Here is a 24,432-nt window from a genome sequence, read left to right on the forward strand (position 1 = left end):
AAACGAAATTTAATTGGTGTATATTCCTCTTAAGCGAAATCAGCCTCGGGCCGTTCATATGACTATCACCCCTAAAGATTCGATTCCTGACTTGCTGGTACGAAACATCCCACGCAGCTTGATAATGGGAATTGATGAGGCCTTGTCCGCGGCGCGCAGCGTGCCTATGCCTCTGCCAAGGGGATGGATGATGGCCATCTACCGCACGTTGTCGGTCAAATGCGGCATTTCCACATGAATGAGTCCTTCCAGCGAGCGCTTATCGTTGGAGATGCTTCGCCGAGTGCGATTCGGGGCAATGGCATTGTGACAGGACGGACTGGCATCTTTACGTTAGCCAGATTCAATATCCCTGAAGGATTCTGGATTAACGGGCGGCGGAGCCATACCCGTAAACAACTGTCGCTGGCAAACAAGGCAATCGAGCCTTTGGTCCAGCCGGAATTATTTGAAGCTTACACACCGCCATCTGAGGCGGTGGCATTCTTTGTGGCTTGCTTCCCAGGGTCGCTGCAATATCGGCCTGAGTCGCCGGTTTCCATCCAGGTCGCTGTGCCTGATCGATACATGCGCGGTTGGCTATTTCGCGAACAGATCGATGTCTTTGTGCAACGCTACGAACAGAAGCCCGCGATTCAGGACGACCTCGCAACGCCGAAGTTGAAGAAAAATATCGGGAAGCAAGGTACGGGTGGAACTTCGCCATGAGCCGTGGCGGCATTCAAGGCTTCCAGAGNGGTCGTCTCAGCCAGATACTGGCCGCGCGCCGCCTGAGCCAAGTGCAACTGGCGTCGCTTGTAGGAGTTTCGCCAGCAACAGTTAGCAAGTGGCGTGCAGGTACCCAAGCGCCTGAGCGCGACGCATTGGAGCGTCTTGCAAGCGTCGTCAATGTCACACCGGAATGGTTTACCCGCCCGCCGACACCAAAGGTCTCATTGCCATTGTTTCGCAGCAACGCATCTGCGCATGTTGCTGCCCGCGCGATGCTTGAGGCCCGATTNGAATGGGGACAAGACATTGCTGTAGCTCTGTCAGAGTTCGTCGACTATCCGGTTCTGAATTTGCCCAGCCGACTGTTTTCTGATCCGGAAGAGATTACGTCAGAGGAAATCGAACTTGCAGCTAGTGAGTGCCGCGATCTATGGCGGCTTGGTCGATCGGCTGTTCAGGATCTTGCACTTGCGGTTGAGGGCGCCGGTGTCGTTCTGATCCGTGAAGAGACTGGCATCGCGCAAATCGAAGGTTTGTCGGCGTGGAGTGAGGTGCTTGATCGTCCNTTTGTGTTGCTCTCCGCTGATAAGGATAACGGGTATCGCAGCCGTTTCGATCTGGCCCATGAACTTGGTCATTTGGTTCTTCATCGACACATTCCGCGACCGACTGAGCGTGATCGCCACAAGCAGTTGGAACAGCAAGCGCACCGATTCGCGGGCGCGTTTCTCCTGCCGGCTGAAACGTTTGCCACCGAAGTACGCATGCCTGTCACGCTGGATGATTTGTTGCTGTTGAAGCGCCGCTGGGGTGTTTCTGTCGGTGCGATCGTAATGCGACTTCGTGCATTGAAGATTTTGGACGAAGAGGGTGCTCAGTCACTGTTCAAGCGGCGCTCCGCGCGCTGGGGTGCCAAATCCGAGCCAGGCGATGGTGATAGGTCACCAGAGCGGCCGCGTCTGCTGCACCGTACCATCGATTTGTTGGTCGATGAGAACGTCATGCCGATGGATGCAATTCCCAGGCATATCGGGTTGGCTGCACATGACATCGAGTCACTGGCCGGGCTACCGGAAGGTTANTTTCAAGGCAAGGGCAAGGTAGTTCAGCTTGCACGCATGCGCAGTGCGCCAGTGAGTTCCGGGGATCGACCGGCGATGGATAGTAGTACGGTGCTGCCGTTCCGGTCCCCTCCCAAAGCTTGATTCACCACAGGAGATCGACATGTCGAAAAACACAAAGCAAACGTCTTCTCGCATCGCTACGCTGGCGGCGGAGACCTTGCAAAATGAGCGCGCCTCCCAGACAGCCAAGAGCCTCGCAGCGTCGGCGCTTGCGCAGCGCAACGGTAGCAAACAGACCGGGGCGGAGATGGAAGACCTGGCTGCAAAAGTGCTTGCCAGTAAGCACTATGCAGACGAAACGAAGGAACTGGCTGCGTCAGTTCTGAGTCAGTCGAACAAGGCTCGCTGATTTTCGTGCGGCGCAGCCGAGTATGTTGAGCGTTTGCCTGTACGCTTCCCTAATGGGCAATCGCTTCGTCGGGGCCATGCCGTGATGATTGAACGGCCGCGACTACTGCTCGATCGCCACTCAGAACAGCCTCGACCAAAGTGACGAGCGCTGCGGTTGTGTCGGCGTACGCGCCTATATAACCCGATTGAATGAGATCGAGAAACGCGCCCTGACGGATGTAGCGGCCACCGAGTGTGTTGTAGCTGATCCGAAATGCCCCGTGCGGTCCTTTGCAGGATGGGTCCTGCAACAGGCGTTCATAGTGATCAATTGGCGTGATGATGCTGCCGTTGGCCAAACTGCCATTGCGCCGCACGAACTTCAGGTAAAACACGGCGGGATTCAAACGGTATTCGAGTGGTCCCGCCGCGTGTGTGGCGGCGAAGGCGTGCATGCGCCGCACCTCATCGGCCATCTTCGAGTCGGGACGGTAGAGCCAGTCGGTGGGTTCGCCCAAGCGTCCATTCGGCTCCAGCATCTTGTACTGCACCATCACGATGTTTTTCTTCGTGAGGTTGAGGTAGATGAGATCCACGCCGAAGACATGCTCCAGGTCACGTCGGTTGGCGGTGAATACTTCAAGTTTGTCGGCACCTTTCTCAAACAAGGCGCGCCCGGTGATATGGCTCACCGAGAGCGTATAGCCAGGGACAGCGCGTGCATCATGTTCGATCACTGAGTCTTCCATCAGAGGTACGCGCGCCAGCGCCGTGGATTGCGATTCGACCAAATCAATACGACTGGCACGGTCGCTGGCTGCCAAGCCGAACGCTTTGAGTGCGGTCTGCACAGCATCCTCTTGCACGGCAGCGAAATTAGCGTAGCGCTTGGGTGCTGTGAGGGATTCGGCCACCGCGCGAATCGGCCCTTGGTTCGCCGAAATTGCCACGAGCGCATCAATTAGAGCGCCGCTCAGCTTTGGCGATAGCACGAGTACATCCGCTGAAGACCGCAATTTCTTTTGCAGTTGTGTCGCATGGGTTGTGCCATTGAGCAGCGCTGACACGGCTTGCTCCGTATCGGGCGCCATGCTGACCGCACGCTTGATCTTGATGCGCGTCTCCAGCGTGGTGACCGGACTGCGTGAACTGACAAGACCGATGTAGGCAAAGTGTTCGATCTTTTCAGGGGTGGCCCATTCGGAGAGTTTCCCAANAATCAGGCAGATCGTGGGCGTCTTGATGTCGGCACACAGTTCATGTGCGCGCGCCAGCGTGAACTCGTTCAGTCCACGCCGCGAGGCATGGAGCTGACCGCTGTCGTTCTCGTCCAGGCGAAGAATCACGCAAGGCTTTGTCTGCACGTGCTGCCGTAGCGCGTCGAGCCATGTTCGGTCTTGAGAGCTAGGCATCGGTTAACCAATCTCCGCAATAGAAGTACCGCCGCTGTCATGGCTGCGCTGCAGGTCGGAAACTACCTTCATCAATCGATTGATCGGTTCGGCCAGGCGTTTGGGTAATACGCGGTGCTGCGTATGAATTTTCTGGTCGGCAATCCAGCGATGCGCGACCCAGACATCGTCCTCGGGATGGTCGTTGTCCACGCCATTGCGGTATTTGTAACCCACAAGCGCATCGGCGTGCGACAACAGTAGCCGTGCCATCGTCATGTGAAAGCGATGGGCCTGCAGGTCTGCGGGGCTCTTAGGGCGCGGGACGGTCAGACGCAGGCATTGATGGTTGTTGAACTGTTCCCAATCGGGGCCGACCACCTGGCCCGCATGCTCCAGCATCTTGCGCGACTGTTCGCTCTTGCCGTTGACGATGGCGACGGCTACCGAGCCGCTTGGGTAGTCCAGTGTCTTCGCTAGTAGCTTCATCCAGTTCATCAGCTTGCGCAAGGTGGCATCGTCTGCAAACATCAGGTACTGGTGCCGTTGTTCCCTGTCTAGAAACGTCGGCAACTGGGCGTAAAGCGGATATAGAAGATCGTGGAGGTAGATGTAAGTTTGTCGGCGGCCCTGCTCGTGGCTGCGCGTTGTAGCGGTCAATGCCTGTTCGGCCCACTGCGCATTGATGTCGTCCACCGTCATCTCGGTAATGTCGATGGAAATGAGTGCAAAGCCCAGTGATTTGCCGATCAGGGCTTTTCGCCCGTCGAAGGCGTGTCCTAGTTCGATTTCAACACCACCGAGCACCATGGGCTCGGTCTGGATCGGCGGCCCGAGTACCGCGATGTCGAGACGAAACCGACTACCGAAGGGTGTATTCAGTGTGTGTTCGGTAACGACCTGATCGGCGCCGAGCAGCAGATTGCCCTCTAAGGGATAGTCCGATGCCTCGGCGTCCTTGAACGCCCACGGCATCGCAAGACCAGCCGCAAGCCGGCGCGCCAACTCGGCGGCGATCAACTCCTTCGCGCGCCGGTGTTCGGGACTCTCATGTACGGCGTGCTGCCGGCTGGTTTCTTCTTCTTCGAACTGCGTCTTGATGTCGTAGGTCTTCTCTGCGGGTAGTTGGCGGAAGTGGGAGCGCCTACGTAGCTTGTCGTTTTCGAAGGAGGGGCTTACCCAGGTCACCATCTGATGGATGGCACCAGGCGCGACCAAGGGCCATAGTTTACGGGCGTGCTCGCGGCTACGGACCTCGCGCGCGGTGATGCGTGTTTGAAAGAGACCTTTTCGGGAAAAGACGACGACCGCTTCATCCATAGTCGAACTGCCTTCTCGCTCGCATCTCGCTATCTGCTGCCCAATAGAAGGGCTGCGAGCAGGCCCAAGCCTATGGCGACGGCCGCAGGGTTGTCGGGCTTCTCGGCGATGACGGCAACTCCTTGCAAGCTCAATTGTGTTTCGTATTGATCTGCCAAGCTCAGAACTTGCGCAGGTTGAAGGTGTAGTTGTGTGCTGATGTTACGCAACTGCGACAGATTGAGTACTGATTCGCCGGACTCCAGCCTCGAATAGGCCGATTGTGATAGGCCAAGCGCCTCCGCGATGGCGCCTTGCTTGATGCCACGAATCTCGCGCTGCTGCGCGAGTATCTTACCCACCAGGGAGGGTAGGTAACAACCGGCCGTGGATGGGGGATTGACTCCTTGCGCATGTATGCGTTTAATGCAAATATGTTTAACGAGAGGATATCATGATCCACACCAATAATCAGCAAGACATCTGGGGACTTCCTGCCGGTACGGTCATTCGTGTACGCCATGGTTGGTACGACCATGTGGGGTTACTCAGTGATCACCATATCGAGGGCGAGAGAGGTGTTCTAGCATTTTCGGCCCAAGAGCAGGGCTTTGTGGAACAGGCGTTCCACGCATTTGCGCAAGGACGCCAAGTGAGGATCGATGGCTATCCAGGGTCGCTTCCGCCGGCCATCGTCATGCACCGTGCCCGGTTGAAGCGAGGGCAGAAATATTCGTGGGCCGGTTTCAACTGTGAGCACTTCGCTCATTATGCGCACGGGTTGCCGATCGAAAGTCCTCAGTTGCGACAATGGGCGTTCTTGGGGAGCGTGTTTAGTCTTCTGGTTTTCGCAGCACGCGCCTGATGCGCAAAGGCCATGAGCGGGAGACCGACGGCAAGAACGACTTGATTTTGTGAAACCCGAGAGCGGTACTCGCATGGCAAATTCGCTGGTCAGCGAATATTGCTTTCTTGTCGAATATTCGGTATTGTTGCATTATTCGCTGTACAGGGAATAATGGCTGGCCATGATCGAATCGCACGCTGCCGAACAAGCCATGATCGAGCAGTTCCTGGAATCACTCCGGGAGCTGCCGGACGCGCATGCCGAGTTGGATTCACTGGAACCCGCTGTGCAGGCCGCCGACCGACTCGACGCCAAGATCGATCTGCACGTCGCCGGCAAGTCGATCGTCTTGCTGGTCGAAGTAAAGAAGACGGTTTACCCCCGAGATGTGCGCCAGGTGTTGTGGCAATTCAAGTCGCTGCACCACGGCCAATATGCCGACGCACAGTACCTGCTCATTGCCGAATCCCTTTCGCCTGGGGCGAAGGAACTGCTCAGGGCCGAGCGTATCGGCTATTACGACAGCGGCGGAAGCCTATTCTTACCGGCCTCCGGCGCCTTCGTCTTCATCGACAAGCCACCTCCGAAGACCTTGGAAAAATCGGTGCGGTCGTTGTTTTCAGGGCGGCGCGCCCAAGTGCTGCATGCGCTTTTGATCAATCACGAGGAATGGTTCGGTGTCACCGAGGTGGCCGAGAAGGCACAGGTGGCGCCGTCAACCGCTTCCGATGTGCTGGGTGAGCTGGAGCGGTTCGACTGGCTGGTATCGCGTGGGCAGGGGCCGAGCAAGGAACGCCATCTTCGTGAACCCGGTGCATTGCTCGACGCCTGGGCCAAGCAGCTTGCCACGCAGCGCGTACCGGCACTACGTCGCTACTACGTGCCAGGCCTAAAGTTCGATGCCCTGATCGAGCGGCTCGGCCAGGTCTTCGATGCGTATCAGGTCAGTTACGCTGTGAGCCACGAAGCCGCCGCACAGCGCTATGCCCCCTTTCTATCCGGTATCTCACAGGTGCGGACCCGGTTATTACCCGGCGCTGGGGCCGACACGGCGATGGCCGAACTGGATGCACGCGTCGTCAATGAAGGGGCGAACCTCGCGGTCATCGAGACGAAATCGGCGGGAGAACTGTTGTTCCGCCAGCAAGTCGGCGGTGTTTGGCTGGCGAGTCCCATTCAGGTTTATCTCGATTTGTTGCGCGGCGAGGGCCGGACCAAAGAGATGGCGGAGCACCTGCGTCGAGAAAGGCTAGGTTTCTAATGGCCAAACCCGCGACGCTCGATGGCTACAGCGATCAGTACACGCTCGACTGCGAACGCGTTCTCGTGACGCTGCTGCGCGGGCTCGGGCCTTGGAAGGACTCCGTCTACCTAGTCGGCGGTCTCACTCCGAGGTACTTGGTCGCGGCCAGGCCGCCGGTGGTGCCAGCACATGCGGGCACGCTCGATGTCGACATCGTGATTGACCTGCAAATCCTGGCCGATACCGAGGCGTATCACACGCTTGAGGATAACCTCAAGAAGATGGGCTTCGAGCGGGCCGAAAACAGCGCCAGGACAAAGCTCTCCTGGCGTTGGCAGACCCGCACGGAACACGGTGCGCTGATGGTGCTGGAACTGCTGGCGGATGCGCCGGACATCGCCGGCGGCAGGGTACAGCCGTTGCCGACCGAAGGCACGATCTCGGCACTGAACATTCCTCATTCGTCCATCGTCTTCGACCTTCACCAAGTTACCGAGATCCAAGCCGAACTGCTCGGTGGCAACGGCATCGCCACGGAGCAGATCAAGCATGCCAACCTGGTCAGCTTCACCTGCCTGAAGTCGTTCGCGTTCGACCAGCGCTTCGAGCGCAAGGACGCGCACGACCTGATCTATTGCATTGAACATGCACCCGANGGGGCGAAAGCCGTCGCCGAGGCCTTCCGCAAGGAGCTGGCAGGTAAGCACGGCGACGTGGTCAAGGCTTCTCTGTCAATCCTGCGCGACCGTTTTGCGCAGGACGACAAGACCGAAGGCTACCGCAAGGATGGTCCTGTGTCGGTCGCGAAGTTTGAGCTTGGCGAAGGCGACGAACCCGAACTGCGCGAGGCGAGGGCGTTGCGGCAGCGCGAGGCAAGCGACGTGATCGAGCAACTTCTCGGACGGATCGGATAGGGACTGTGTGATGATCAAAGAGATATTCGTCGGCATTAACAAGCATCGCCGAGCTCCTGAAACCGGCTCGCCCGTAGCTCGTGTCCGCGATCTCTTTTCTCGCTGACCGGGAGAAAAAGCGTGGTGCAGTTCAACGATTGGTGCGTTTCAGTCGACGAGGCGGTCGGGAACCACTTCCGCAGAGTGATGACCGGACAGGCGGCAAGCCTCTCAACGGGGGTCCAGGCGACCGCGGCCATTGTGCCAGGGCACTATGCGTCAGAAGAGCAGGTGGCGCGCGCTCTCGCGCGTCTCGGCAAGCCGGCTGCGGCAGCGTTGATCCAGGGCATGCTCCCAACAACGAAGGCGATCCGTTCCGGCGACCTTGGCGAAATCTACGCCACGGAATGGATCGATGCGCATAGCGGCGGCTATCGCGCCCCGATCAAGCGCCTGCGCTGGAAAGACCATCGCAATATGGCGATGCGCGGCGACGACGTGATAGGCATCCTTCTGGATGCCCAAACCCAACGCCTTCATTTCTTGAAGACGGAAGCCAAGAGCCGCGTCACGCTCACCGCCCAAGTCCTCACGGAGGCGCGGGCCGGCCTGGACAAGGATGGCGGACTGCCATCCGCGCACGCGCTATCCTTCATTTCGGCCCGACTTCTCGAACTAAATAATCTACCGCTCGCCGACGCGATCGATGATGCGCTGCTGAAGCACGGCATCCCGCTGCAAAATGTCCGGCATCTGCTTTTCACCTTTTCCGGCAACGCGCCGGACGCCATGCTAACCGCTTCTCTTCAGGCCTACCCTGGACCAATCAATCAGTGGGGGTCGGCCTGCGCGTCGAGGGCACGCCGCCTTTATCGGCGCAGTCTATGATCGAGTAATCGCCGATGCCAACAACGCCTGAGGCAATCGCAGTAGGCATCGCCGAAGCGGCAACGGCTGGTTTTCGCGGCCGCCTCCTAGCGCGCGGTCAGGCGCGAGCGATCATCTGGCGTGACGGGGTTCTCCCGCCAGATGCCCCGGCCTTTGCGCCGCAGCTCAGCTTTGACCTGCATTCTTATGGGTACGCCCTTTTCGGGTTGGGCCTTCGCCTGCGTGAACTCGGTGGGGAGGCCGCGCTGGCGCGAACTGCCTTTGAGCAGGCCGCCGCCGCCCTTGAGGCGGTGATCGCAAAAGGCAATCGCGAGGAGGTGGATCGCGACTTCCACTTCATCATGGCAGCGGCGAGCTATCATCTCGCGCATCTCTCGGCTCGCGCTTTCTCGCTGCTGACGCTCGTCGAAGCCGATGAGAATTTCGCGCCAACCGAACGGGTTCTTGCGTTATTGATGCGGCGGAACTTTCGCGAACTTCGCGCCAGCGTGCTTGACTTCCGCGCCTCCGGCAAAGGCAGCGACGCGCGAATCGCGGCGGGAATTCAAGCCAGCCTCAATCAAATCGAGGCGGCGGCTGAATTGACGGATGGCAACGATTTTCTCTTCGAAGGCTTGGATACAGCGCTAGTCGACACCTTTATGTCGGCGATGGCTCTATTCCTGATCGCGCTCGAACGTGGCGAGCAACCGCTGCTTGACCAAGCGCTGGAGCGACTCCGTACGGGGCTTTCCATCTGTAGCGAGATGAACATGCTTCCGCAATGGTGGGTGTATCGCATCGCCATCCACCTTCTTTCTGACCTCTGGTCGAGCACTTTCCATGAAAGGGTGCCGCTCCAACCAGTGGGTGGCGAGGCGGCCGACTGGCCTCGACTTCGCGAGCTTTTCATCGCCCTGTTGCAGCAGCGCTCTAAAGCCGAGGTGGATCTGTGGCCTTCTCAGATCGAGGCGGCTATCCGCGCGGTTGACCGGTCGGATGATCTGGTTGTCTCGCTGCCCACCAGTGCCGGCAAAACACGTATCGCCGAACTATGCATCTTGCGCTGTCTGGCCAGCGGAAAGCGAGTGGTCTTTGTCACGCCGCTGCGCGCGCTGTCCGCCCAGACCGAAACGACGCTGCAGCGGACCTTCGGCCCGCTTGGGAAGACGGTCTCCGCACTCTACGGCAGCATCGGGGTTAGCGGCTTCGATGAGGACGCGATCCGCGAGCGCGATATCGTTGTCGCGACGCCGGAGAAGCTCGACTTTGCGCTTCGCAATGATCCATCCCTTCTCGATGACGTCGGCCTGCTCGTCTTCGACGAGGGTCACATGATCGGCCTCAACGAGCGCGAGGTCCGCTACGAGGTGCAAATCCAGAGGCTTCTTCGTCGTGCGGATGCGCATGAACGGCGAATCGTGTGCCTATCGGCGATTCTCCCCGACGGCGACCAGCTCGATGACTTCGCTGGATGGCTGCGCCGCGACCATCCGGGCGGCCTGATAAAGCACGACTGGCGTCCGACGCGGCTGCGGTTCGGCGAGGTAGTTTGGGCATCGCCTACTGCGCGCCTGAATCTGCGCGTTGGCGAAGAACGGCCCTGGGTCCAGCGGTTCCTCACCGGATCGGCGCCGCCGACCTGGGTGCCGCCCAAGCGTCGTCGAACTAAGCTATTCCCGTGCGATCAGCGCGAGCTCTGCCTGGCAACGGCTTGGCGGCTTGTCGAGGATGGGCAAACAGTCCTTATCTTCTGCCCGGAACGGCGCAGCGTCGAGCCGTTTGCTGGAGTGATCGTCGATCTTCATGGGCGCGGCGCGTTGCGCTCGTTGCTGGAGGCAGATACTGCTGTGCTCAACACCGCGATTGCGCTTGGCGAGGAATGGCTCGGGCCGGATAGCGCCATCCTCAAATGCCTGCGCCTCGGTGTGGCGCTGCACCATGGCGCCTTGCCAACAGCCTACCGCAAGGAGGTCGAGAGCCTGCTGCGCGACAACGTTCTCAAGGTCACCATTTCGTCACCGACTCTAGCGCAAGGTCTCAACCTGTCGGCTACGGCCGTGGTTATGCATTCCCTCCATCGCGCCGGCGAACGGATTGAGATATCCGAGTTCAAGAACGTGATTGGACGGGCCGGACGGGCCTATGTCGATGTGGAAGGCATCGTACTCTTCCCGATGTTCGACGAAATTGCAAAGAAGCGGAGAAACTGGGAATCGCTCATAAACGATCTCGGTGCGCGCAACATGGAGAGCGGGCTGGTGCAGCTAGTCGCGGCGCTGCTGTCCCGGATGAACGCTCACATCGGTGGAGACCTGAACCAGCTCATCGAGTATGTCGCGAACAACGCTACAGAGTGGACCTTCCCTGAGGTCGCGAACGAGAAGCCCGAGGACCGTGAGCGCGCCCTTGCGAATTGGGAACGGCACGTCGCAACGCTCGACACGGCTGTCCTCAGCCTCATCGGCGAAAATGATATTCCGGACGATGGGATCGAGGCCGCGCTGGACGATATCCTGCAATCATCTCTCTGGCACCGCCGACTTCTGAGGCAGAACGAGCAGGTACAGCAGGTTCTTAAGGCGGGCCTTGCTTCGCGCAGTCGGCTTATCTGGAATCAATCGACCGCCGCGAGCCGCCGAGGCTATTTCCTGGCTGGCGTCGGGTTGGAAACCGGACAGGCGCTGGACGCCATCGCAGCGGACGCCAACCTTCTTCTGATTCAGGCCAATGGAGCCATCCTGAATGACGATGCCGAGGAGGCGATCGCCACGATTACGGCTATCGCCGAACGCGTCTTCGCCTTCTATCCCTTCACGCCTGATCCCATGCCGGCCAATTGGCGCGACATCGTCCGCGCTTGGCTTCTCGGCCAGCCTCTCTTCGGCATCGCTGCCGGTCTAGAGTCGGAGACACTGCAGTTCATTGAAGGTGGACTCGTCTATCGTCTGCCGTGGGCAATGGAGGCTCTTCGCGTTCGTGCGGCCGCCAACGGCGACACCATCGATGATTTTCCACTCGATGTCTATGAGCTCGGTTTGGCAGTGCCTGCCGTGGAAACCGGAACGTTAAACCGCTCCGCGTCCATCCTCATTCAGGCGGGGTATAGTTCAAGGCTCGGCGCTATCAAGGCCGTCATCGACACCGGTGCAACCTTCCGGACGGGCCAGGAGCTTCGGCAGTGGCTCAGTTCTGAAGCCGTCGCCGCATGGAGCGCACAGCCCGATTGGCCGACCCCAGAGACAAAGGCGATGTGGACGGAGTTCGCGCAAAGCTTCAACCCGCGCGACAGCCGAACCTGGGCGGATCGTCGGTACAGGGCAGCCGTGACATGGTTTGGCGTCCCGCCGCCGCCCGACACGCCCGTCCATATCCATCACTGGGCCGGTCAGCCCAGCGTGCTCTCGGCTGATGGTACGCCGCTGGGCACAGTGCAGGCCGCGCTTAATCCCGGAAGGGCGGGTCTAGTGCGCGCTCAAGTTTCTCAAGATGTGAGCAAGATCGAACTCGCATATCTTGGGCCTGACGACCTGTCTGGCGCCTAACATGCGCGAAGAACAACTTGCGGACGTACCTGGTGAAAGCTAGTGGTCGTGAGGTGAAGACGGTGAACTGCCATACGGGCAGTGGTGGTCGGTCGCCAAACGGAAGGTTCCTGAAGTTCTAGGAACTGCGCAAGCGAGTGACGGGTTCCCGATCCGATCATGTCATGTCTTACTTGGGGACGTGGCAGCTCCGTCGCCCACCGTTGCAAACCTAGCCGTGCCTATTGCAGGCAGAGGCGGCGGATACGGCAGCCGCCTTGATTCTCGTTGCGGGTAACTGCTTCATATGCAAGAATACACAGGTTTTCTAGTTGTCGACAACGGAAATGCCTACAATCATAGCCATTCAGTACACTCAGGATCAGATGCGCGCCCTTACTGGCGTGTCTGTAGAGACGGTGCGGCATTGGCGGAAGACTGTTCCGTACTTGGCAACCAAGACAGGGAAAGCGGCACGCTTCAGTTTTGCCGACTTGCTGGGTTTGGCCGTCACAAACGAACTGGTGAGGTCGCTAGGTGTCCATATTGGCACGGTGAGTTCCGGCGTGGATGCGCTGTTCAGGCTGCTGGCTGACGCCAGTGCCCAAGTACTGGATGGTGGCGTTGTGCTCGTTACAGCGACTGGGGCCAGTTTTCATGAATTGGGGACTTGGAGCGTTGGTGCCGGGGCTCAACCGGCCTTTGCTATCCCGCTCACCCCGCTGATCGCGCGACTTCAGCAGCATATGCTGCCTGTCATGCTGGTACCAAGCCAAGTAGCATTACCTTTTCCGCCTGAAGCCATCAGGAGCAGGGCGTGAACAGTGCAACGCTCGAACAGGTACTCGCGGCAACTGGCTACTTACCGGACGGTCAGCCCGCAGCCGGACTTCGGCTTGGCGCCGAGGCGCAGTCGTCACGGCGTGGCCGCGTCTTCACTCCCGACGCGCTCTGGCGTAGCGCATCGTCGCTGACCATCTATTTCAAGTTCGAGCAGAGTGTGCCTTCCGAGGATTTAGTCAGCCAGTGGCGGCGAGAAGTGTGGAATGAAGGGTTCGCGCCGTTGCTGTGGGTTATTTCTCCGCAACGCATCGACCTGTACAACGGTTTTGGCGCGCCTGTGAAGGATGGCGATGCGCAGAGGCACTTGATCCGTCGCTTCGAAAACATTGAGAAGTCTCTTCAGCAGTTGGACGAGCTGGCCGGCCGATTGGCGATCGAGACGGGTCAATTCTGGACACAGGTGCCAACCGTCGATCGCAAGACCAGTGTTGATCAGAGGCTTCTGTCCGACCTTGCTTCTCTTGAGCACGATCTCGTCGATGGAAAATTGGCACGAAGTGCGGCTCAGGCCTTGATCGGGCGGGTGATCTTTACCCAGTACCTGATCGATCGGCAAATTGTCAGTGCCACACGTCTGAAAAGGGCGTGTGGGTATACGGTCTTACCGGCGATCCTGCGGGACAGGTCTGCGACAGCACAGCTGTTTGCCTGGTTGGCTCAGACCTTCAATGGCGACATGTTNCCCCCTTCGTCGGTGGAGACGACGCCGGCCACCCATCATTTGAAGCGCGTCGCTGAGTTCCTGGAAGCGGTTGATCCTCAAAGCGGCCAGCTCAATTTCTTTCCTTATCAGTTCGATGTGATTCCCGTTGAACTGATTAGCTCGATCTACGAACAGTTCGCGCATGCCGAACCAGGCATAGGCGGGCAACGCACCGAGGCGTTACGAAACGGCGTGCACTACACGCGACTGTCCGTCGTTTCCTTGGTCCTCGATGAGGTAATGGATGGACTGTCGGGACAGGAGTCTGTACTAGATTTGACTTGCGGATCTGGCGTTTTCCTGGTCGAGGCGTTGCGGCGCTTGGTCTATCTACGTACCGAGGGACAGCCACCTACTCGGGAAGTAATCCGCTCAACGTTGTATGAACAAGTGTATGGGGTAGACATCAGCGAAGCTGCCATTCGCGTGGCAGCATTCAGTTTGTACTTGGCTGCGCTTGAACTGGACCCCGATCCCCAGCCGCCGCAGTCTCTGAAGTTCCGGCCTCTGATTGGCAAGACGTTGCTTATTGGCGACGCTCGGAGCGTAGAACGTCATGCTGATGGAAAGGCCGTATTAACGACGCCCACCGGCTTAAAGCAATTCGATTTGATCGTAGGCAATCCGCCTTGGAGCTTCAAAGGTCAGGCAGGAACTGAAGTACGGCGCAAGACTAGAACTGCGGGCGTCCCTGCGCAGCCGCGNGGNGAAGGTTTGGACTTCGTGTTGCGGGCGACAGAGTTCGCGCATGACCAGACTCGCTTCGGCGTCATTCTCAGCGCAACACCGTTTTTTAGCCGCAGCGGTACAGGCATGGCGGCGGCTCTGCACCTCATGCGCGCGTTGGCCCCCGTCACACTGGTTAACCTGTCCAATTTGTGCAGTTGGCTCTTCGCAACCGCAACGATGCCAGCTGTGGTGCTCTTTGCGCGTCACCGCCCGAAGCAGAGAGCAGATCAGGTGACGGTCGTTCAGATTCCCTGGACGCCCAGCGGTGCCAGAACCCATTCGTTCGAGGTGGCCCCAAGCGATGTCATCGAGTTGAGCCTGGAGGAGATCGAGAGGCAGCCGCTCAAGTTGAAGGCTGCTGCCGTAGGCCGCCGCCGTGATCTCTTGCTACTGGCGGAATTGACATCGACACACCAAAGTCTGAGTGACCAGTTCGCGTTGCTTGATACTAAGTTCAGTGATGGATTGACTCAAGGCAAGCCAGCGAAGCAGACGCGTGACGCGAGCGAAATGAAGGGCCTGGAATTCCTGCAGACCAACGACATGCAGCACTTCCATATTCCCAACAATTTGCCGATATACGACCAATCGTCGGCTCAGTGGCCACGCTCACGTGACACGTACCGAGCCCCCTTGTTGATCGTCAAAGAGATGGTGGTAGGGCACCCGCGAGCTTTGGTTGCGGTCGCCAATCGTGATGTTGTGTTTACGGATTCTTTCTTCGCTGCGTCATTACCTTCGAGCCACAAGCAATCGGCGCATCTGCTCGCTGCAATCTTGAGTTCCGCGCTCGCATCGTGGTTCTTCGGCTTGACGGCCTCCGAATTCGGTATCTATAAGCGAAAGTTGTTGATGCGCGATGTCGGGTTTCTGCCGGTTCCTGATTTGCGTGCCTCCGCAAAGTCTCCGGCTGGACGGCGCTTGCTGGACTTGGAGAAGGTGCTGCGAAAGCAGGAGATTGGCGCACAAGAGTGGAACGCCGTGGATGAGGCAGTCTTCGATCTCTACGAGCTTAGTGACGCTGACCGCGTTGTCGTTCTAGATGGGCTTCTGCGCGCTGGATGGCAGTGGGAGGATGGTCGTGAGGCCTCCGTAGTCCCGTCGGATAGTAGATCCGAAATGGTGGCGTATGCCCAGACTTTCCTGTCTGTAATGAATGGTTGGTTCTCGGCCCGCAATAAGCGGCACATGCGCGCCGAAGTGATGGATCTACCGAGNGGGGCGGCCCTGCGCGTCGTGCGCTTTGTCGTGGAAGACGGGCCAGGCGAGGCGACTATAAGTTTAGTGAACCCTCAAGGCGAATTACACGACATGCTTACGCGAATTGGTCAGCGCTTGAAAGTAAAGATTGCGACCGCCCTCAGCGCCGAGCGAGAGCTACGCGTTCACGGACGCAATGAGCTGGTGATTATCAAACCGGCAGCTCGACGTCACTGGATGCGCGTTGCAGCTCTGGAGGATGCCGATACGGTCGTCGCGGAGAGCTTCTTAGGGGGCGACGTTTGAGGATTCCGTATGAGACTCCTCCTGCACTCGGCAGAGAGTTCATCGAGTTGGCGCCCGAGGTTGTTGCCGCAATTCTGCTAACGGTCAATGCGGGTTGGCAGCAAGCGGATACAGCCGTAGATGTGAATACCGACGCTGGCGAGGTGCTCATGACAGAACGCCTGCGCGACGGGATGCGCAATGCGCTGAAGAACTCTTCATGGAAGCTTATTGTGCTGCCCGGCACCGAATCTCGATCAAAAAGCACTGTGGTGTTGCCGGACGGGCGTACCGACATTCCGTTAATGATGATCGAAGTTTTCTTGCGTACCCAGGAGCATGATCCTCATGCGATTATTGAATGCAAGCGGATCGCGGGCTCAGACAGGCATCTATGCCGTGAGTACGTCGTCGAAGGTATCGACAGGTTCGCCAGCGGAAAATATGGTGAAAACCATGCTGTTGGATTCATGGTCGGCTACGTCCTCTCTGGTACGGCGAGAGAGGCAGCTGCAGGCATCAATGCATATCTGACACGAGTCTCTCGAACAGGGGACCACCTTGAGTCGACTGTGATAGTTGACACCAACACCTGGTTCAGCCGACATACGCGTGTAAAGCCGTCTGATCCGATTGGCTTGCACCATACGTTGCTCGGAGTGGCTAACGTGGCGGGAGGCTAAGCCGGACTTGGTTGGACATGACCATCCCCCATGCCAGCAAGGGTTTATTTTTTGACGGTATAAGTGACGGTAAAGTGTGATGATAAGAGCAACGAAAGCTAGTGCCCATGAGGGTTTTAAGGCCTCTGAAACAATTGAGTGGGAGTAACGTTCTTGAGCCGCTGGGCGAGGGGCCCCGCGCAGCGGATCGACCCGGCGAAAGGACGTGCCCGCGACACGCTGGCCATGGTTTATCAGCGACTTATCAGAGCGGGTTTGTTTGAGGCGTTGGGTGAGGGGCCCCGCGTAGCGGATCGACCCGGCGAGGAAGGCTGCCCGCGACGCGCTAACCGTCGCCATTCGACACGCTTTCAGAGCGGACCCTTTCGAGCCCCGCAACCCATGTCAAATGTCGCTGTAATTGGTGGCGGCCCCGCCGGCCTGATGGCGGCGGAGATCCTTTCACAGGGCGGCGTGCAGGTCGACCTCTACGACGCGATGCCATCACTCGGCCGCAAATTCCTGCTGGCCGGTGTGGGCGGCATGAACATCACCCATTCCGAGCCATTCGACGCGTTCCTGTCGCGCTACGGGGCGCGTGCGGCTGGCATCCAGCCACTGCTCGGAGCCTTTTCCCCTGGAATGCTACGTGAGTGGATCCACGGGCTCAGGATCGAGACCTTTGTTGGCTCGTCAGGCCGCGTTTTCCCAAGGATATGAAGGCCGCACCGCTGTTGCGTGCATGGTTGCATCGCTTGCGTGAATCGGGGTGCGATTCCATGTGCGCCATCGTTGGCTGGGCTGGGTCAACGATGGCGCACTGCGTTTCACAAGCCCAAAGGGTGAGCTGGACGTATGCGCCAACGCTGTGGTGCTGGCGCTCGGCGGCGGCAGTTGGGCGAGGCTGGGATCTGATGGCGCATGGGTGCCGTTGCTGGAGCAGCGCGGGGTTGAGGTCGCCCCCTTGCTGCCGTCGAACTGCGGTTTCGACGTGGCGGGCGGCTGGAGCAAATATTTGTGTAGCCGTTTCGCCGGCCAGCCGCTGAAAACCGTGGCATTGCGCTTCCGCGATGCGACCGGCCGTGTACATCAGCGTACGGGCGAACTGATGCTGTCGGACACCGGCGTCGAAGGCAGCCTGGTCTATGCCCTGTCGGCCCCGCTACGCGACACGATCATTGCACAGGGCGCAGTTACGGTGCAGCTCGATCTGGCGCCCGACAAGCCGCACGAGCGGGTCATCGCCGAAGTCGCCCACCCACGCGGCGCACGTTCACTGTCCAGCCACCTGCAAAGTCGCGCTGGCATCAAGGGGGTGAAAATGGCGTTGCTGCGCGAACTGCTGCCGGTGGAGCAATTGAACGACCCGGTGAAGCTCGCCCACGCGATAAAATCGCTGCCGCTTACGCTTAGCGTACCGCGCCCGCTTGACGAGGCGATCAGCAGTGCAGGCGGCGTGCGCTTTGAGGCGCTCGACGATACGCTGATGCTGCGCAAGCTGCCCGGTGTGTTCTGCGCGGGCGAGATGCTTGACTGGGAGGCGCCCACCGGCGGCTATCTGCTGACCGCCTGTTTGGCCAGCGGCCGCGTGGCGGGGCAGGGCGCTTTGAATTACTTACGTACACACCATGCTGCGACTGACTGAACTGAAACTTGCACTCGACCACCCTCCCGAGGCCTTGCGTGCGGCGATCCTGAAGCGCCTCGAACTGGCGGAGAGCGATCTGCTCGGTTTCAGCATCTTCAAGCGTAGCTACGACGCGCGCAAGAAACACGCGCTGTTGCTGGTCTACGCGGTCGATGTCGAAGTCAAGAACGAAGCGGGACTGTTGAAGAAATTTCGCAGCGACCGTCATGTCGCGCCGACGCCGGATATGGCGTATCACTTCGTGGGCCATGCGCCGGAGAATTTGGCTGAACGTCCGATCGTGGTCGGCTTCGGCCCCTGCGGCATTTTCGCCGCGCTGGTTCTGGCGCAGATGGGTTTCAGGCCCATCGTTCTGGAGCGCGGCAAGGCGGTGCGCGAGCGTACCCAGGACACCTGGGGGCTGTGGCGCAAGAAGGTGCTCAACCCGGAATCCAACGTGCAGTTCGGCGAGGGTGGGGCAGGCACGTTTTCCGACGGCAAGCTCTATAGCCAGATCAAGGATCCCAAGCATCTCGGGCGCAAGGTGCTGGTCGAGTTCGTCAAGGCAGGTGCGCCAGAGGAAATCCTCTATGTATCGAAGCCGCACATCGGCACCTTCCGCTTGGTCGGCATGGTCGAGACCATGCGTCACGAGATCGAGGCGCTGGGTGGTGAAATCCGCTTCCAACAGCGTGTCACGGACTTGCTGATCGAGGACGGCCCCAATGGTAAAAATATCCGTGGCGTGATACTCGCCAGCGGCGAGATGCTCGCCAGCAACCACGTCATTCTCGCGCTCGGCCACAGCGCCCGCGATACCTTCGAGATGCTGCATGCGCGGGGCGTCACCATGGAAGCCAAGCCGTTTTCAATCGGCTTCCGCATCGAGCATCCGCAGTCTCTGATCGACAAGGCGAGACTGGGGCCGAACGCCGGCAATCCGCTCCTCGGCGCGGCAGATTACAAGCTGGTGCACCACGCGAAGAACGGCCGTTCGGTATACAGCTTCTGCATGTGCCCCGGCGGCACCGTGGTGGCGGCGACGTCCGAGTCCGGTCGCGTGGTGACCAATGGCATGAGCCAGTATTCGCGCAACGAGCGCAACGCGAACGCCGGCATCGTCGTCGGCATCACGCCCGAAGACTATCCGGGCGGACCGCTGGCCGGCATCGAGTTGCAGCGCAAGCTGGAGTCGCGTGCGTTTGAACTGGGCGGCGGCGGCTACGAGGCACCCGGTCAGCTGGTCGGCGATTTTCTCGCAGGCAGGCCGTCCACCCGGCTCGGCGTCGTCGAGCCTTCCTACAAGCCAGGCGTGCATCTGACGGACCTCGCCTCTGCGCTGCCGGATTACGCGATCGAGGCCATCCGCGAGGCGCTGCCTGCGTTCGACCAACAGATCAAGGGCTTCGCGATGAAGGATGCCGTGCTGACGGGCGTCGAGACGCGGACCTCATCGCCGCTGCGCATCACCCGGGGCGACGATTTCCAGAGCCTCAACGTCAAAGGCCTGTATCCGGCGGGCGAAGGGGCGGGTTATGCCGGCGGCATCCTGTCTGCCGGCGTGGACGGCATCAAGGTTGCCGAGGCAGCGGCGCGTAACATGCTCGGTCTGGAATCGGCGGAATCTGGCGCGCAATCGGGGCCTGGCTGCGGCTACTGAGCCGGCGTTCAGAGCCAGGCAAACCGCCACCCGACCTTCCAGCGGCAAGCTGAAATAGGGGTAATGGGTGCTTGCTTTTGTTTCCATATTTCGACTATTATTTAAAAATGGAAACAAAAGACGCCGTGACCGCTTTGGCAGCCCTGGCCCAGGATTCACGCCTGGCCATCTTTCGCGCGCTGGTCCAGGCCGGTCCGGCCGGCCTCGCCGCCGGCCGCATCAGCGAGCTCACCGGCATTCCGCCATCCTCGCTGTCGTTCCATCTGAAGGAGTTGTCGCACGCCGGCATGGTGGATTCGCAGCCGTCCGGACGCTTCGTCATCTACACCGCTAACTTCACAACCATGAACGCGCTGCTCGGCTTTCTTACCGAGAACTGCTGCGGCGGCAATCCCTGCTCGCCGGTCTGCACGCCAGCCTGCGAATCAGAACAATCCCGACCCACCGAAAAGGAGCCAATATGAAACGCCTCCATGTACACGTCGCGGTCGCCGACCTCGCCGCCAGCATCCGCTTTTATTCTGCGATGTTTGCCGCCGAGCCGACCGTCACCAAGGACGATTACGCCAAATGGATGCTTGACGACCCGCGGGTGAATTTCGCCATTTCTGCTCGCGGCGCCACACCCGGGCTCAACCATCTGGGCGTGCAGGTCGAGTCTGCAGACGAACTGGCCGAAATGAGCGAACGCCTGCAGAAACTGGACACCGAGGTGGTGGAGGAAATGGGCACCGCCTGCTGCTACGCCAAATCGGACAAATACTGGGCGACCGATCCGCAGGGCATCGCCTGGGAAACCTATCACACGCTCGACAGCATTCCCGTGTTCGGCGGGCAGCAGGAAGGCGAATGCTGTGTGCCTGAGCCCGTCGTGGCGAAGATTCCCGGTTGCATCCCAGTCAAGGCCAAACCGACCACAGGCGGTTGCTGCTGAGTTTCATTTTTACAATCCAAGGACCCATCGTGGCTGAAAAATTACACCGTACTGGTGCTGTGCACCGGCAATTCCTGTCGCTCGCAAATGGCAGAAGTGCTGCTGAACCATGACCTTGCCGGCCAGGTGCGCGCGCTGTCCGCCGGTACCCGCCCGCAGCCGAAAGTGGCCGACGGCGCCATCGCGGCGCTGAAGGCGGCGGGTCTCAAAACCGATGGCCTGCATCCGAAGGACATCGACGCCGTGATGAAAGAGGACATTGATCTGGTGGTCACCGTATGTGACAACGCAAAGGAAGCCTGTCCGATCTTTCCGAAACCTATTCCAGCCATCCACCTGCCGTTCCACGACCCGCACGGCGAGCCGCTTGAAAGCTTCCTCGCGGTGCGAGACGACATCCGTACCCGGCTGGTTGCGGCCGTGCGCGAGAAGCTCGGCCTGCAAACTGCTGTAGCCTGAATCGACGGGACGCTGCCATGGCCGAACCGGTCTTCAACGTATTGTTCCTGTGCACCGGCAACTCGGCGCGTTCGATTCTCGCCGAGTCATTGCTCAACCAGTTGGGCAAGGGACACTTTCGGGCATTCAGTGCCGGTAGTCGGCCGGTGGGGCGGGTCAATCCGTTCGCGCTGGAATTGCTGGAGAAAAATCATTTCCCGACCGGCGAGCTTCGCAGCAAATCATGGGATGAGTTCGCGCAGCCCGATGCGCCGCCTCTCGATTTTGTCGTCACAGTATGCGATAACGCCGCAGGCGAGGTCTGCCCGGTATGGCCGGCACAGCCGATGACCGCGCACTGGGGCATCCCCGATCCGACTGCGGTCGAAGGCAGCGACGATGTCAAACGTCATGCCTTCGTCGAGACGATGAGCCAATTGCAGCGCCGTCTTTCCTCTTTCGTCAGCCTGCCGTTCCATACGCTCGACAACATGAAGCTGCAACAGGCCGTACGGGATATCGGGCGGACGGTATGAGCGCGCCAACTTTGATGGAGTTCGCTCAATGAGCGCACAGTGCGAAGTGACCGGCAAGCGCGCCGCTGGTGCGCCGATGAGCGTGTTCGAGCGTGGGCTCACCCTGTGGGTGGCGTTGTGCATCGTTGCCGGCGTGCTGCTTGGCCAGATGTTGCCGGCGCCGTTCCAGGCGCTGGGGCGTATGGAAGTGGCGCAGGTGAACATTCCGGTCGGCCTGCTGATCTGGGTGATGATCATCCCCATGCTGATGAAGATCGACTTCGGTGCCCTGCATCAGGTGAAGTCGCACTGGAGGGGCATCGGCGTCACACTGTTCGTCAACTGGGCGGTGAAGCCGTTCTCCATGGCACTGCTGGCGTGGCTGTTCATCCGCCATCTCTTTGCGTCCTACCTGCCGGCCGAGCAGCTCGACAGCTATGTCGCCGGCCTCATCCTGCTGGCTGCCGCACCGTGTACCGCGATGGTGTTCGTGTGGAGCCGGCTGACCGGCGGCGACCCGTATTTCACCTTGTCGCAGGTGGCGCTCAACGACACCATCATGATCGTCGCCTTCGCGCCCATCGTCGGCTTGCTGCTCGGTTTGTCGGCAATCGTGGTGCCATGGGACACATTGCTTACTTCGGTGGTGCTGTATATCGTCATTCCGGTGGTGCTGGCGCAGCTGTGGCGCAAGATCCTGCTCAAGCGCGGGCAGGCAACATTCGACGCGGCGATGGCGCAACTCGGCCATGCCTCGATCCTCGCGCTGCTGGCCACCCTGGTGCTGCTGTTCGCCTTCCAGGGTGAGGCGATCATCGCGCAGCCACTGATCATCGCACTGCTGGCCGTGCCTATCCTGATTCAGGTGTTCTTCAACTCGGCACTGGCCTACTGGCTCAATCGCAAGGTGGGCGAGAAGCACAGCGTTGCCTGTCCGTCGGCGCTGATCGGTGCCTCCAANTTTTTCGAGTTGGCGGTGGCGGCGGCAATCGCGCTGTTCGGTTTCCAGTCGGGTGCGGCGCTTGCAACGGTGGTCGGCGTGCTGATCGAGGTGCCGGTGATGCTGCTGGTGGTGAAAATCGTCAACCAGAGCAAAGGATGGTATGAAAGCGGCTTGCCTGCGCGACGGATTCAATAACATTCAATGGGATGCCATGCCTAAATTCCTGCTTGCACCGCTTGTCCTCTCCGGACTTCTGGTCGTATCCCATGCCCTTGCCGAAGGCGACAGCCGTATCGCGGTCGAGATGCCGACGATGATGCAGGATCACATGCGCGCGAACATGCGCGACCATCTGCTCTCCATCAATGAAATCCTGGGTTTGCTGGCTGTCGGAAAATACGATGCCGCCGCCGATATTGCCGAGAAACGCATTGGCATGAGTTCGCTCGAAGCACACGGGGCGAGCCATATGGCCGGCTTCATGCCGAAGGGTATGCAGGACACGGGTACGGCCATGCACCAGGCCGCCAGCCGCTTTGCCGTGACAGCCCAGGAGGCCGGTGTGACCCGCGATCTGCCTCGTGCCCTGGACGCGTTGAATCAGGTCACCATGCAATGCGTGGCCTGCCATGCCGGCTATCGTCTGAAATAGGAATTTGTTGGATATGCGTGCGCTGTTCACACCACTTCTCATCGTTCTCACCCTGATGACCCCTGCCGCCCAGGCTTTTCAGCTCAAGGCCGAACGTGTCGTCGACAATGTCTACGCCCTGATCGGCCCGCTGGGTCAGCGCAGCGCCGACAACGATGGGCTCAATGCCAATTTCGGTTTCGTCGTCACGCCCGAGGGCGTCATCCTGATCGACACCGGGGCCAGCCGCCTGGGCGCCGAAAGGATCGCGGCCACCATCAGCGAGGTGACGGACAAGCCGGTGCGCTGGGTCATCAATACCGGCAGCCAGGATCACCGTTGGCTGGGCAACGCGTTTTTCGCCGAAAAGGGTGCCAAGGTTATCGCGCTCACCCGAACCGCCGCCACCCAGGCCGAATTCGCGACGCAACACATGGCGTCGATGAAACGCTTTCTCGGCGCGCGCATGCAGGGTACGAGGCCGCTGCCCGCACCCAACACCCTCGCGGGCAATTCGGCTACGCTGGAACTGGGAAGCGAAACGCTGGTGTTGGCCTACACCGACGCGCATTTTCCAGGCGACGCCTGGGTCTGGCTACCCAAGCGGCGCGTGATGTTCAGTGGCGACCTGGTCTTTGTGGATCGTCTGCTGGGCGTGCTGCCCTGGTCGAGCGTGAGGAACGGTCAGCGGGCCTTTCGCGAATTGGTTGCCCTGCAACCGGCGCACATCGTTCCCGGTCACGGCCGGGTCTGCGATCTGGCACAGGCGCAGCGCGAGACCGGCGACTACTATGACTTCCTGGCCGACAAGGTGGGGGCCGCCGCACGCGAAATGGAACCGATGGAAGCGACCCTGGACCGTTATGCTGACCTGTCTGCGTTCAGTCGCCTGGAGAACTACGGCGATCTGCACCGGGCCAACATGAATCGCGCATTCACCGAATTCGAGTCGCAGTAACTCGGGATAGACGGACGGCCGCCGCATGCATGACGGCCGAGCAACTGCTGGCGGCCGGCGCCTCCGTTTCTTAAA

At 59.7% G+C, this 24,432-nt stretch carries 21 protein-coding genes and 1 pseudogene; 20 read left to right on the forward strand and 2 right to left on the reverse strand.

Annotated features, from left to right (window positions below; all coding sequences use genetic code 11):
* The first annotated feature begins 234 nt into the window (after positions 1 to 234).
* The 3 genes from HZY77_RS00825 to HZY77_RS00835 all read left to right on the forward strand — a co-directional run bounded on the left by HZY77_RS00825 (position 235) and on the right by HZY77_RS00835 (position 2,184).
* Positions 235 to 708, forward strand: a complete 474-nt coding sequence (locus tag HZY77_RS00825; RefSeq protein WP_296817833.1) for a hypothetical protein — start codon at positions 235 to 237, stop codon at positions 706 to 708.
* Positions 705 to 1,916 (forward strand): XRE family transcriptional regulator, encoded by a 1,212-nt coding sequence (locus HZY77_RS00830; protein ID WP_296817835.1) that lies wholly within the window; start codon positions 705 to 707, stop codon positions 1,914 to 1,916. Before HZY77_RS00825 ends, HZY77_RS00830 begins: the two co-directional genes overlap by 4 nt.
* A gap of 19 nt (positions 1,917 to 1,935) precedes the next feature.
* The gene (locus tag HZY77_RS00835; protein ID WP_296653361.1) at positions 1,936 to 2,184 is read left to right on the forward strand and encodes a hypothetical protein; all 249 of its coding nucleotides are present in this window, start codon (positions 1,936 to 1,938) and stop codon (positions 2,182 to 2,184) included.
* Between the two features lie 1,396 nt (positions 2,185 to 3,580).
* On the opposite strand, the gene HZY77_RS00840 is transcribed toward HZY77_RS00835, so the two are convergent.
* Together HZY77_RS00840 and HZY77_RS00845 are read right to left on the reverse strand one after the other, a co-directional pair.
* Positions 3,581 to 4,876, reverse strand: a complete 1,296-nt coding sequence (locus HZY77_RS00840; RefSeq protein WP_296653356.1) for a hypothetical protein — start codon at positions 4,874 to 4,876, stop codon at positions 3,581 to 3,583.
* Between the two features lie 29 nt (positions 4,877 to 4,905).
* Positions 4,906 to 5,217, reverse strand: coding sequence for a helix-turn-helix transcriptional regulator (locus HZY77_RS00845; RefSeq protein WP_296817838.1), 312 nt, complete (start codon positions 5,215 to 5,217; stop codon positions 4,906 to 4,908).
* Between the two features lie 92 nt (positions 5,218 to 5,309).
* On the opposite strand from HZY77_RS00845, the gene HZY77_RS00850 reads away from it, so the two are divergent.
* From HZY77_RS00850 to HZY77_RS00930, 17 genes and pseudogenes are all read left to right on the forward strand, one after another.
* Complete coding sequence (locus tag HZY77_RS00850; protein WP_296653350.1) at positions 5,310 to 5,720, forward strand: hypothetical protein; 411 nt, start codon at positions 5,310 to 5,312, stop codon at positions 5,718 to 5,720.
* A gap of 163 nt (positions 5,721 to 5,883) precedes the next feature.
* Positions 5,884 to 6,963, forward strand: coding sequence for a type IV toxin-antitoxin system AbiEi family antitoxin (locus HZY77_RS00855; RefSeq protein ID WP_296653347.1), 1,080 nt, complete (start codon positions 5,884 to 5,886; stop codon positions 6,961 to 6,963).
* Entirely contained in the window at positions 6,963 to 7,859 is an 897-nt protein-coding gene (locus HZY77_RS00860) for an antitoxin (RefSeq protein ID WP_296817840.1), read from the forward strand. Before HZY77_RS00855 ends, HZY77_RS00860 begins: the two co-directional genes overlap by 1 nt.
* Positions 7,860 to 7,979: 120 nt before the next feature.
* A complete protein-coding gene (locus tag HZY77_RS00865) occupies positions 7,980 to 8,726 on the forward strand; it encodes a Hachiman antiphage defense system protein HamA (RefSeq protein ID WP_296817842.1) in 747 nt (248 codons plus the stop codon).
* Positions 8,727 to 8,740: 14 nt separating this feature from the next.
* Positions 8,741 to 12,250 carry a DEAD/DEAH box helicase gene (locus HZY77_RS00870; protein ID WP_296653339.1) on the forward strand — a complete coding sequence of 1,170 codons (3,510 nt, stop codon included), beginning with the start codon at positions 8,741 to 8,743 and terminating at the stop codon, positions 12,248 to 12,250.
* 326 nt (positions 12,251 to 12,576) lie between these two features.
* Complete coding sequence (locus tag HZY77_RS00875; protein ID WP_296653336.1) at positions 12,577 to 13,050, forward strand: MerR family transcriptional regulator; 474 nt, start codon at positions 12,577 to 12,579, stop codon at positions 13,048 to 13,050.
* Positions 13,047 to 16,010 (forward strand): N-6 DNA methylase, encoded by a 2,964-nt coding sequence (locus tag HZY77_RS00880; protein WP_296817843.1) that lies wholly within the window; start codon positions 13,047 to 13,049, stop codon positions 16,008 to 16,010. The genes HZY77_RS00875 and HZY77_RS00880 overlap by 4 nt, the downstream gene beginning before the upstream one ends.
* A 47-nt stretch (positions 16,011 to 16,057) precedes the next feature.
* On the forward strand, positions 16,058 to 16,672 hold the full coding sequence (locus HZY77_RS00885; RefSeq protein WP_296817845.1) for a hypothetical protein: 615 nt from the start codon (positions 16,058 to 16,060) through the stop codon (positions 16,670 to 16,672).
* A gap of 381 nt (positions 16,673 to 17,053) precedes the next feature.
* Positions 17,054 to 18,296, forward strand: a pseudogene (locus tag HZY77_RS00890) (TIGR03862 family flavoprotein).
* Positions 18,280 to 19,938, forward strand: a complete 1,659-nt coding sequence (locus tag HZY77_RS00895; protein WP_296817847.1) for an NAD(P)/FAD-dependent oxidoreductase — start codon at positions 18,280 to 18,282, stop codon at positions 19,936 to 19,938. Before HZY77_RS00890 ends, HZY77_RS00895 begins: the two are co-directional and overlap by 17 nt.
* Before the next feature lie 107 nt (positions 19,939 to 20,045).
* Positions 20,046 to 20,402, forward strand: coding sequence for a metalloregulator ArsR/SmtB family transcription factor (locus HZY77_RS00900; protein ID WP_296817849.1), 357 nt, complete (start codon positions 20,046 to 20,048; stop codon positions 20,400 to 20,402).
* On the forward strand, positions 20,399 to 20,872 hold the full coding sequence (locus tag HZY77_RS00905; protein ID WP_296817851.1) for an ArsI/CadI family heavy metal resistance metalloenzyme: 474 nt from the start codon (positions 20,399 to 20,401) through the stop codon (positions 20,870 to 20,872). The genes HZY77_RS00900 and HZY77_RS00905 overlap by 4 nt, the downstream gene beginning before the upstream one ends.
* A gap of 87 nt (positions 20,873 to 20,959) precedes the next feature.
* Positions 20,960 to 21,331, forward strand: coding sequence for an arsenate reductase ArsC (locus HZY77_RS00910; protein ID WP_296817853.1), 372 nt, complete (start codon positions 20,960 to 20,962; stop codon positions 21,329 to 21,331).
* Between the two features lie 17 nt (positions 21,332 to 21,348).
* Positions 21,349 to 21,846 (forward strand): arsenate reductase ArsC, encoded by a 498-nt coding sequence (locus HZY77_RS00915; RefSeq protein ID WP_296817855.1) that lies wholly within the window; start codon positions 21,349 to 21,351, stop codon positions 21,844 to 21,846.
* 28 nt (positions 21,847 to 21,874) lie between these two features.
* On the forward strand, positions 21,875 to 22,963 hold the full coding sequence (gene arsB / locus HZY77_RS00920; RefSeq protein ID WP_296817857.1) for an ACR3 family arsenite efflux transporter: 1,089 nt from the start codon (positions 21,875 to 21,877) through the stop codon (positions 22,961 to 22,963).
* A gap of 16 nt (positions 22,964 to 22,979) precedes the next feature.
* Positions 22,980 to 23,420 (forward strand): hypothetical protein, encoded by a 441-nt coding sequence (locus HZY77_RS00925; RefSeq protein WP_296817859.1) that lies wholly within the window; start codon positions 22,980 to 22,982, stop codon positions 23,418 to 23,420.
* Between the two features lie 13 nt (positions 23,421 to 23,433).
* Entirely contained in the window at positions 23,434 to 24,357 is a 924-nt protein-coding gene (locus HZY77_RS00930) for an MBL fold metallo-hydrolase (RefSeq protein WP_296817861.1), read from the forward strand.
* Positions 24,358 to 24,432: the final 75 nt, after the last annotated feature.

The sequence above is a fragment of the Thiobacillus sp. genome, from assembly GCF_013693775.1.
Taxonomy (GTDB): domain Bacteria; phylum Pseudomonadota; class Gammaproteobacteria; order Burkholderiales; family Thiobacillaceae; genus Thiobacillus.

What these genes read in the sequence shown, in the direction of transcription:
- HZY77_RS00855 (WP_296653347.1), top strand. Translation starts at nt 5,884, where the DNA reads ATGATCGAATCGCACGCTGCCGAACAAGCCATGATCGAGCAGTTCCTG.
- HZY77_RS00850 (WP_296653350.1), top strand. Translation starts at nt 5,310, where the DNA reads ATGATCCACACCAATAATCAGCAAGACATCTGGGGACTTCCTGCCGGT.
- HZY77_RS00895 (WP_296817847.1), top strand. Translation starts at nt 18,280, where the DNA reads ATGCTGCGACTGACTGAACTGAAACTTGCACTCGACCACCCTCCCGAG.
- HZY77_RS00870 (WP_296653339.1), top strand. Translation starts at nt 8,741, where the DNA reads ATGCCAACAACGCCTGAGGCAATCGCAGTAGGCATCGCCGAAGCGGCA.
- HZY77_RS00915 (WP_296817855.1), top strand. Translation starts at nt 21,349, where the DNA reads ATGGCCGAACCGGTCTTCAACGTATTGTTCCTGTGCACCGGCAACTCG.
- HZY77_RS00825 (WP_296817833.1), top strand. Translation starts at nt 235, where the DNA reads ATGAATGAGTCCTTCCAGCGAGCGCTTATCGTTGGAGATGCTTCGCCG.
- HZY77_RS00840 (WP_296653356.1), bottom strand. Translation starts at nt 4,876, where the DNA reads ATGGATGAAGCGGTCGTCGTCTTTTCCCGAAAAGGTCTCTTTCAAACA.
- HZY77_RS00900 (WP_296817849.1), top strand. Translation starts at nt 20,046, where the DNA reads ATGGAAACAAAAGACGCCGTGACCGCTTTGGCAGCCCTGGCCCAGGAT.
- HZY77_RS00875 (WP_296653336.1), top strand. Translation starts at nt 12,577, where the DNA reads ATGCCTACAATCATAGCCATTCAGTACACTCAGGATCAGATGCGCGCC.
- HZY77_RS00930 (WP_296817861.1), top strand. Translation starts at nt 23,434, where the DNA reads ATGCGTGCGCTGTTCACACCACTTCTCATCGTTCTCACCCTGATGACC.
- HZY77_RS00835 (WP_296653361.1), top strand. Translation starts at nt 1,936, where the DNA reads ATGTCGAAAAACACAAAGCAAACGTCTTCTCGCATCGCTACGCTGGCG.
- HZY77_RS00910 (WP_296817853.1), top strand. Translation starts at nt 20,960, where the DNA reads ATGGCAGAAGTGCTGCTGAACCATGACCTTGCCGGCCAGGTGCGCGCG.
- HZY77_RS00905 (WP_296817851.1), top strand. Translation starts at nt 20,399, where the DNA reads ATGAAACGCCTCCATGTACACGTCGCGGTCGCCGACCTCGCCGCCAGC.
- HZY77_RS00925 (WP_296817859.1), top strand. Translation starts at nt 22,980, where the DNA reads ATGCCTAAATTCCTGCTTGCACCGCTTGTCCTCTCCGGACTTCTGGTC.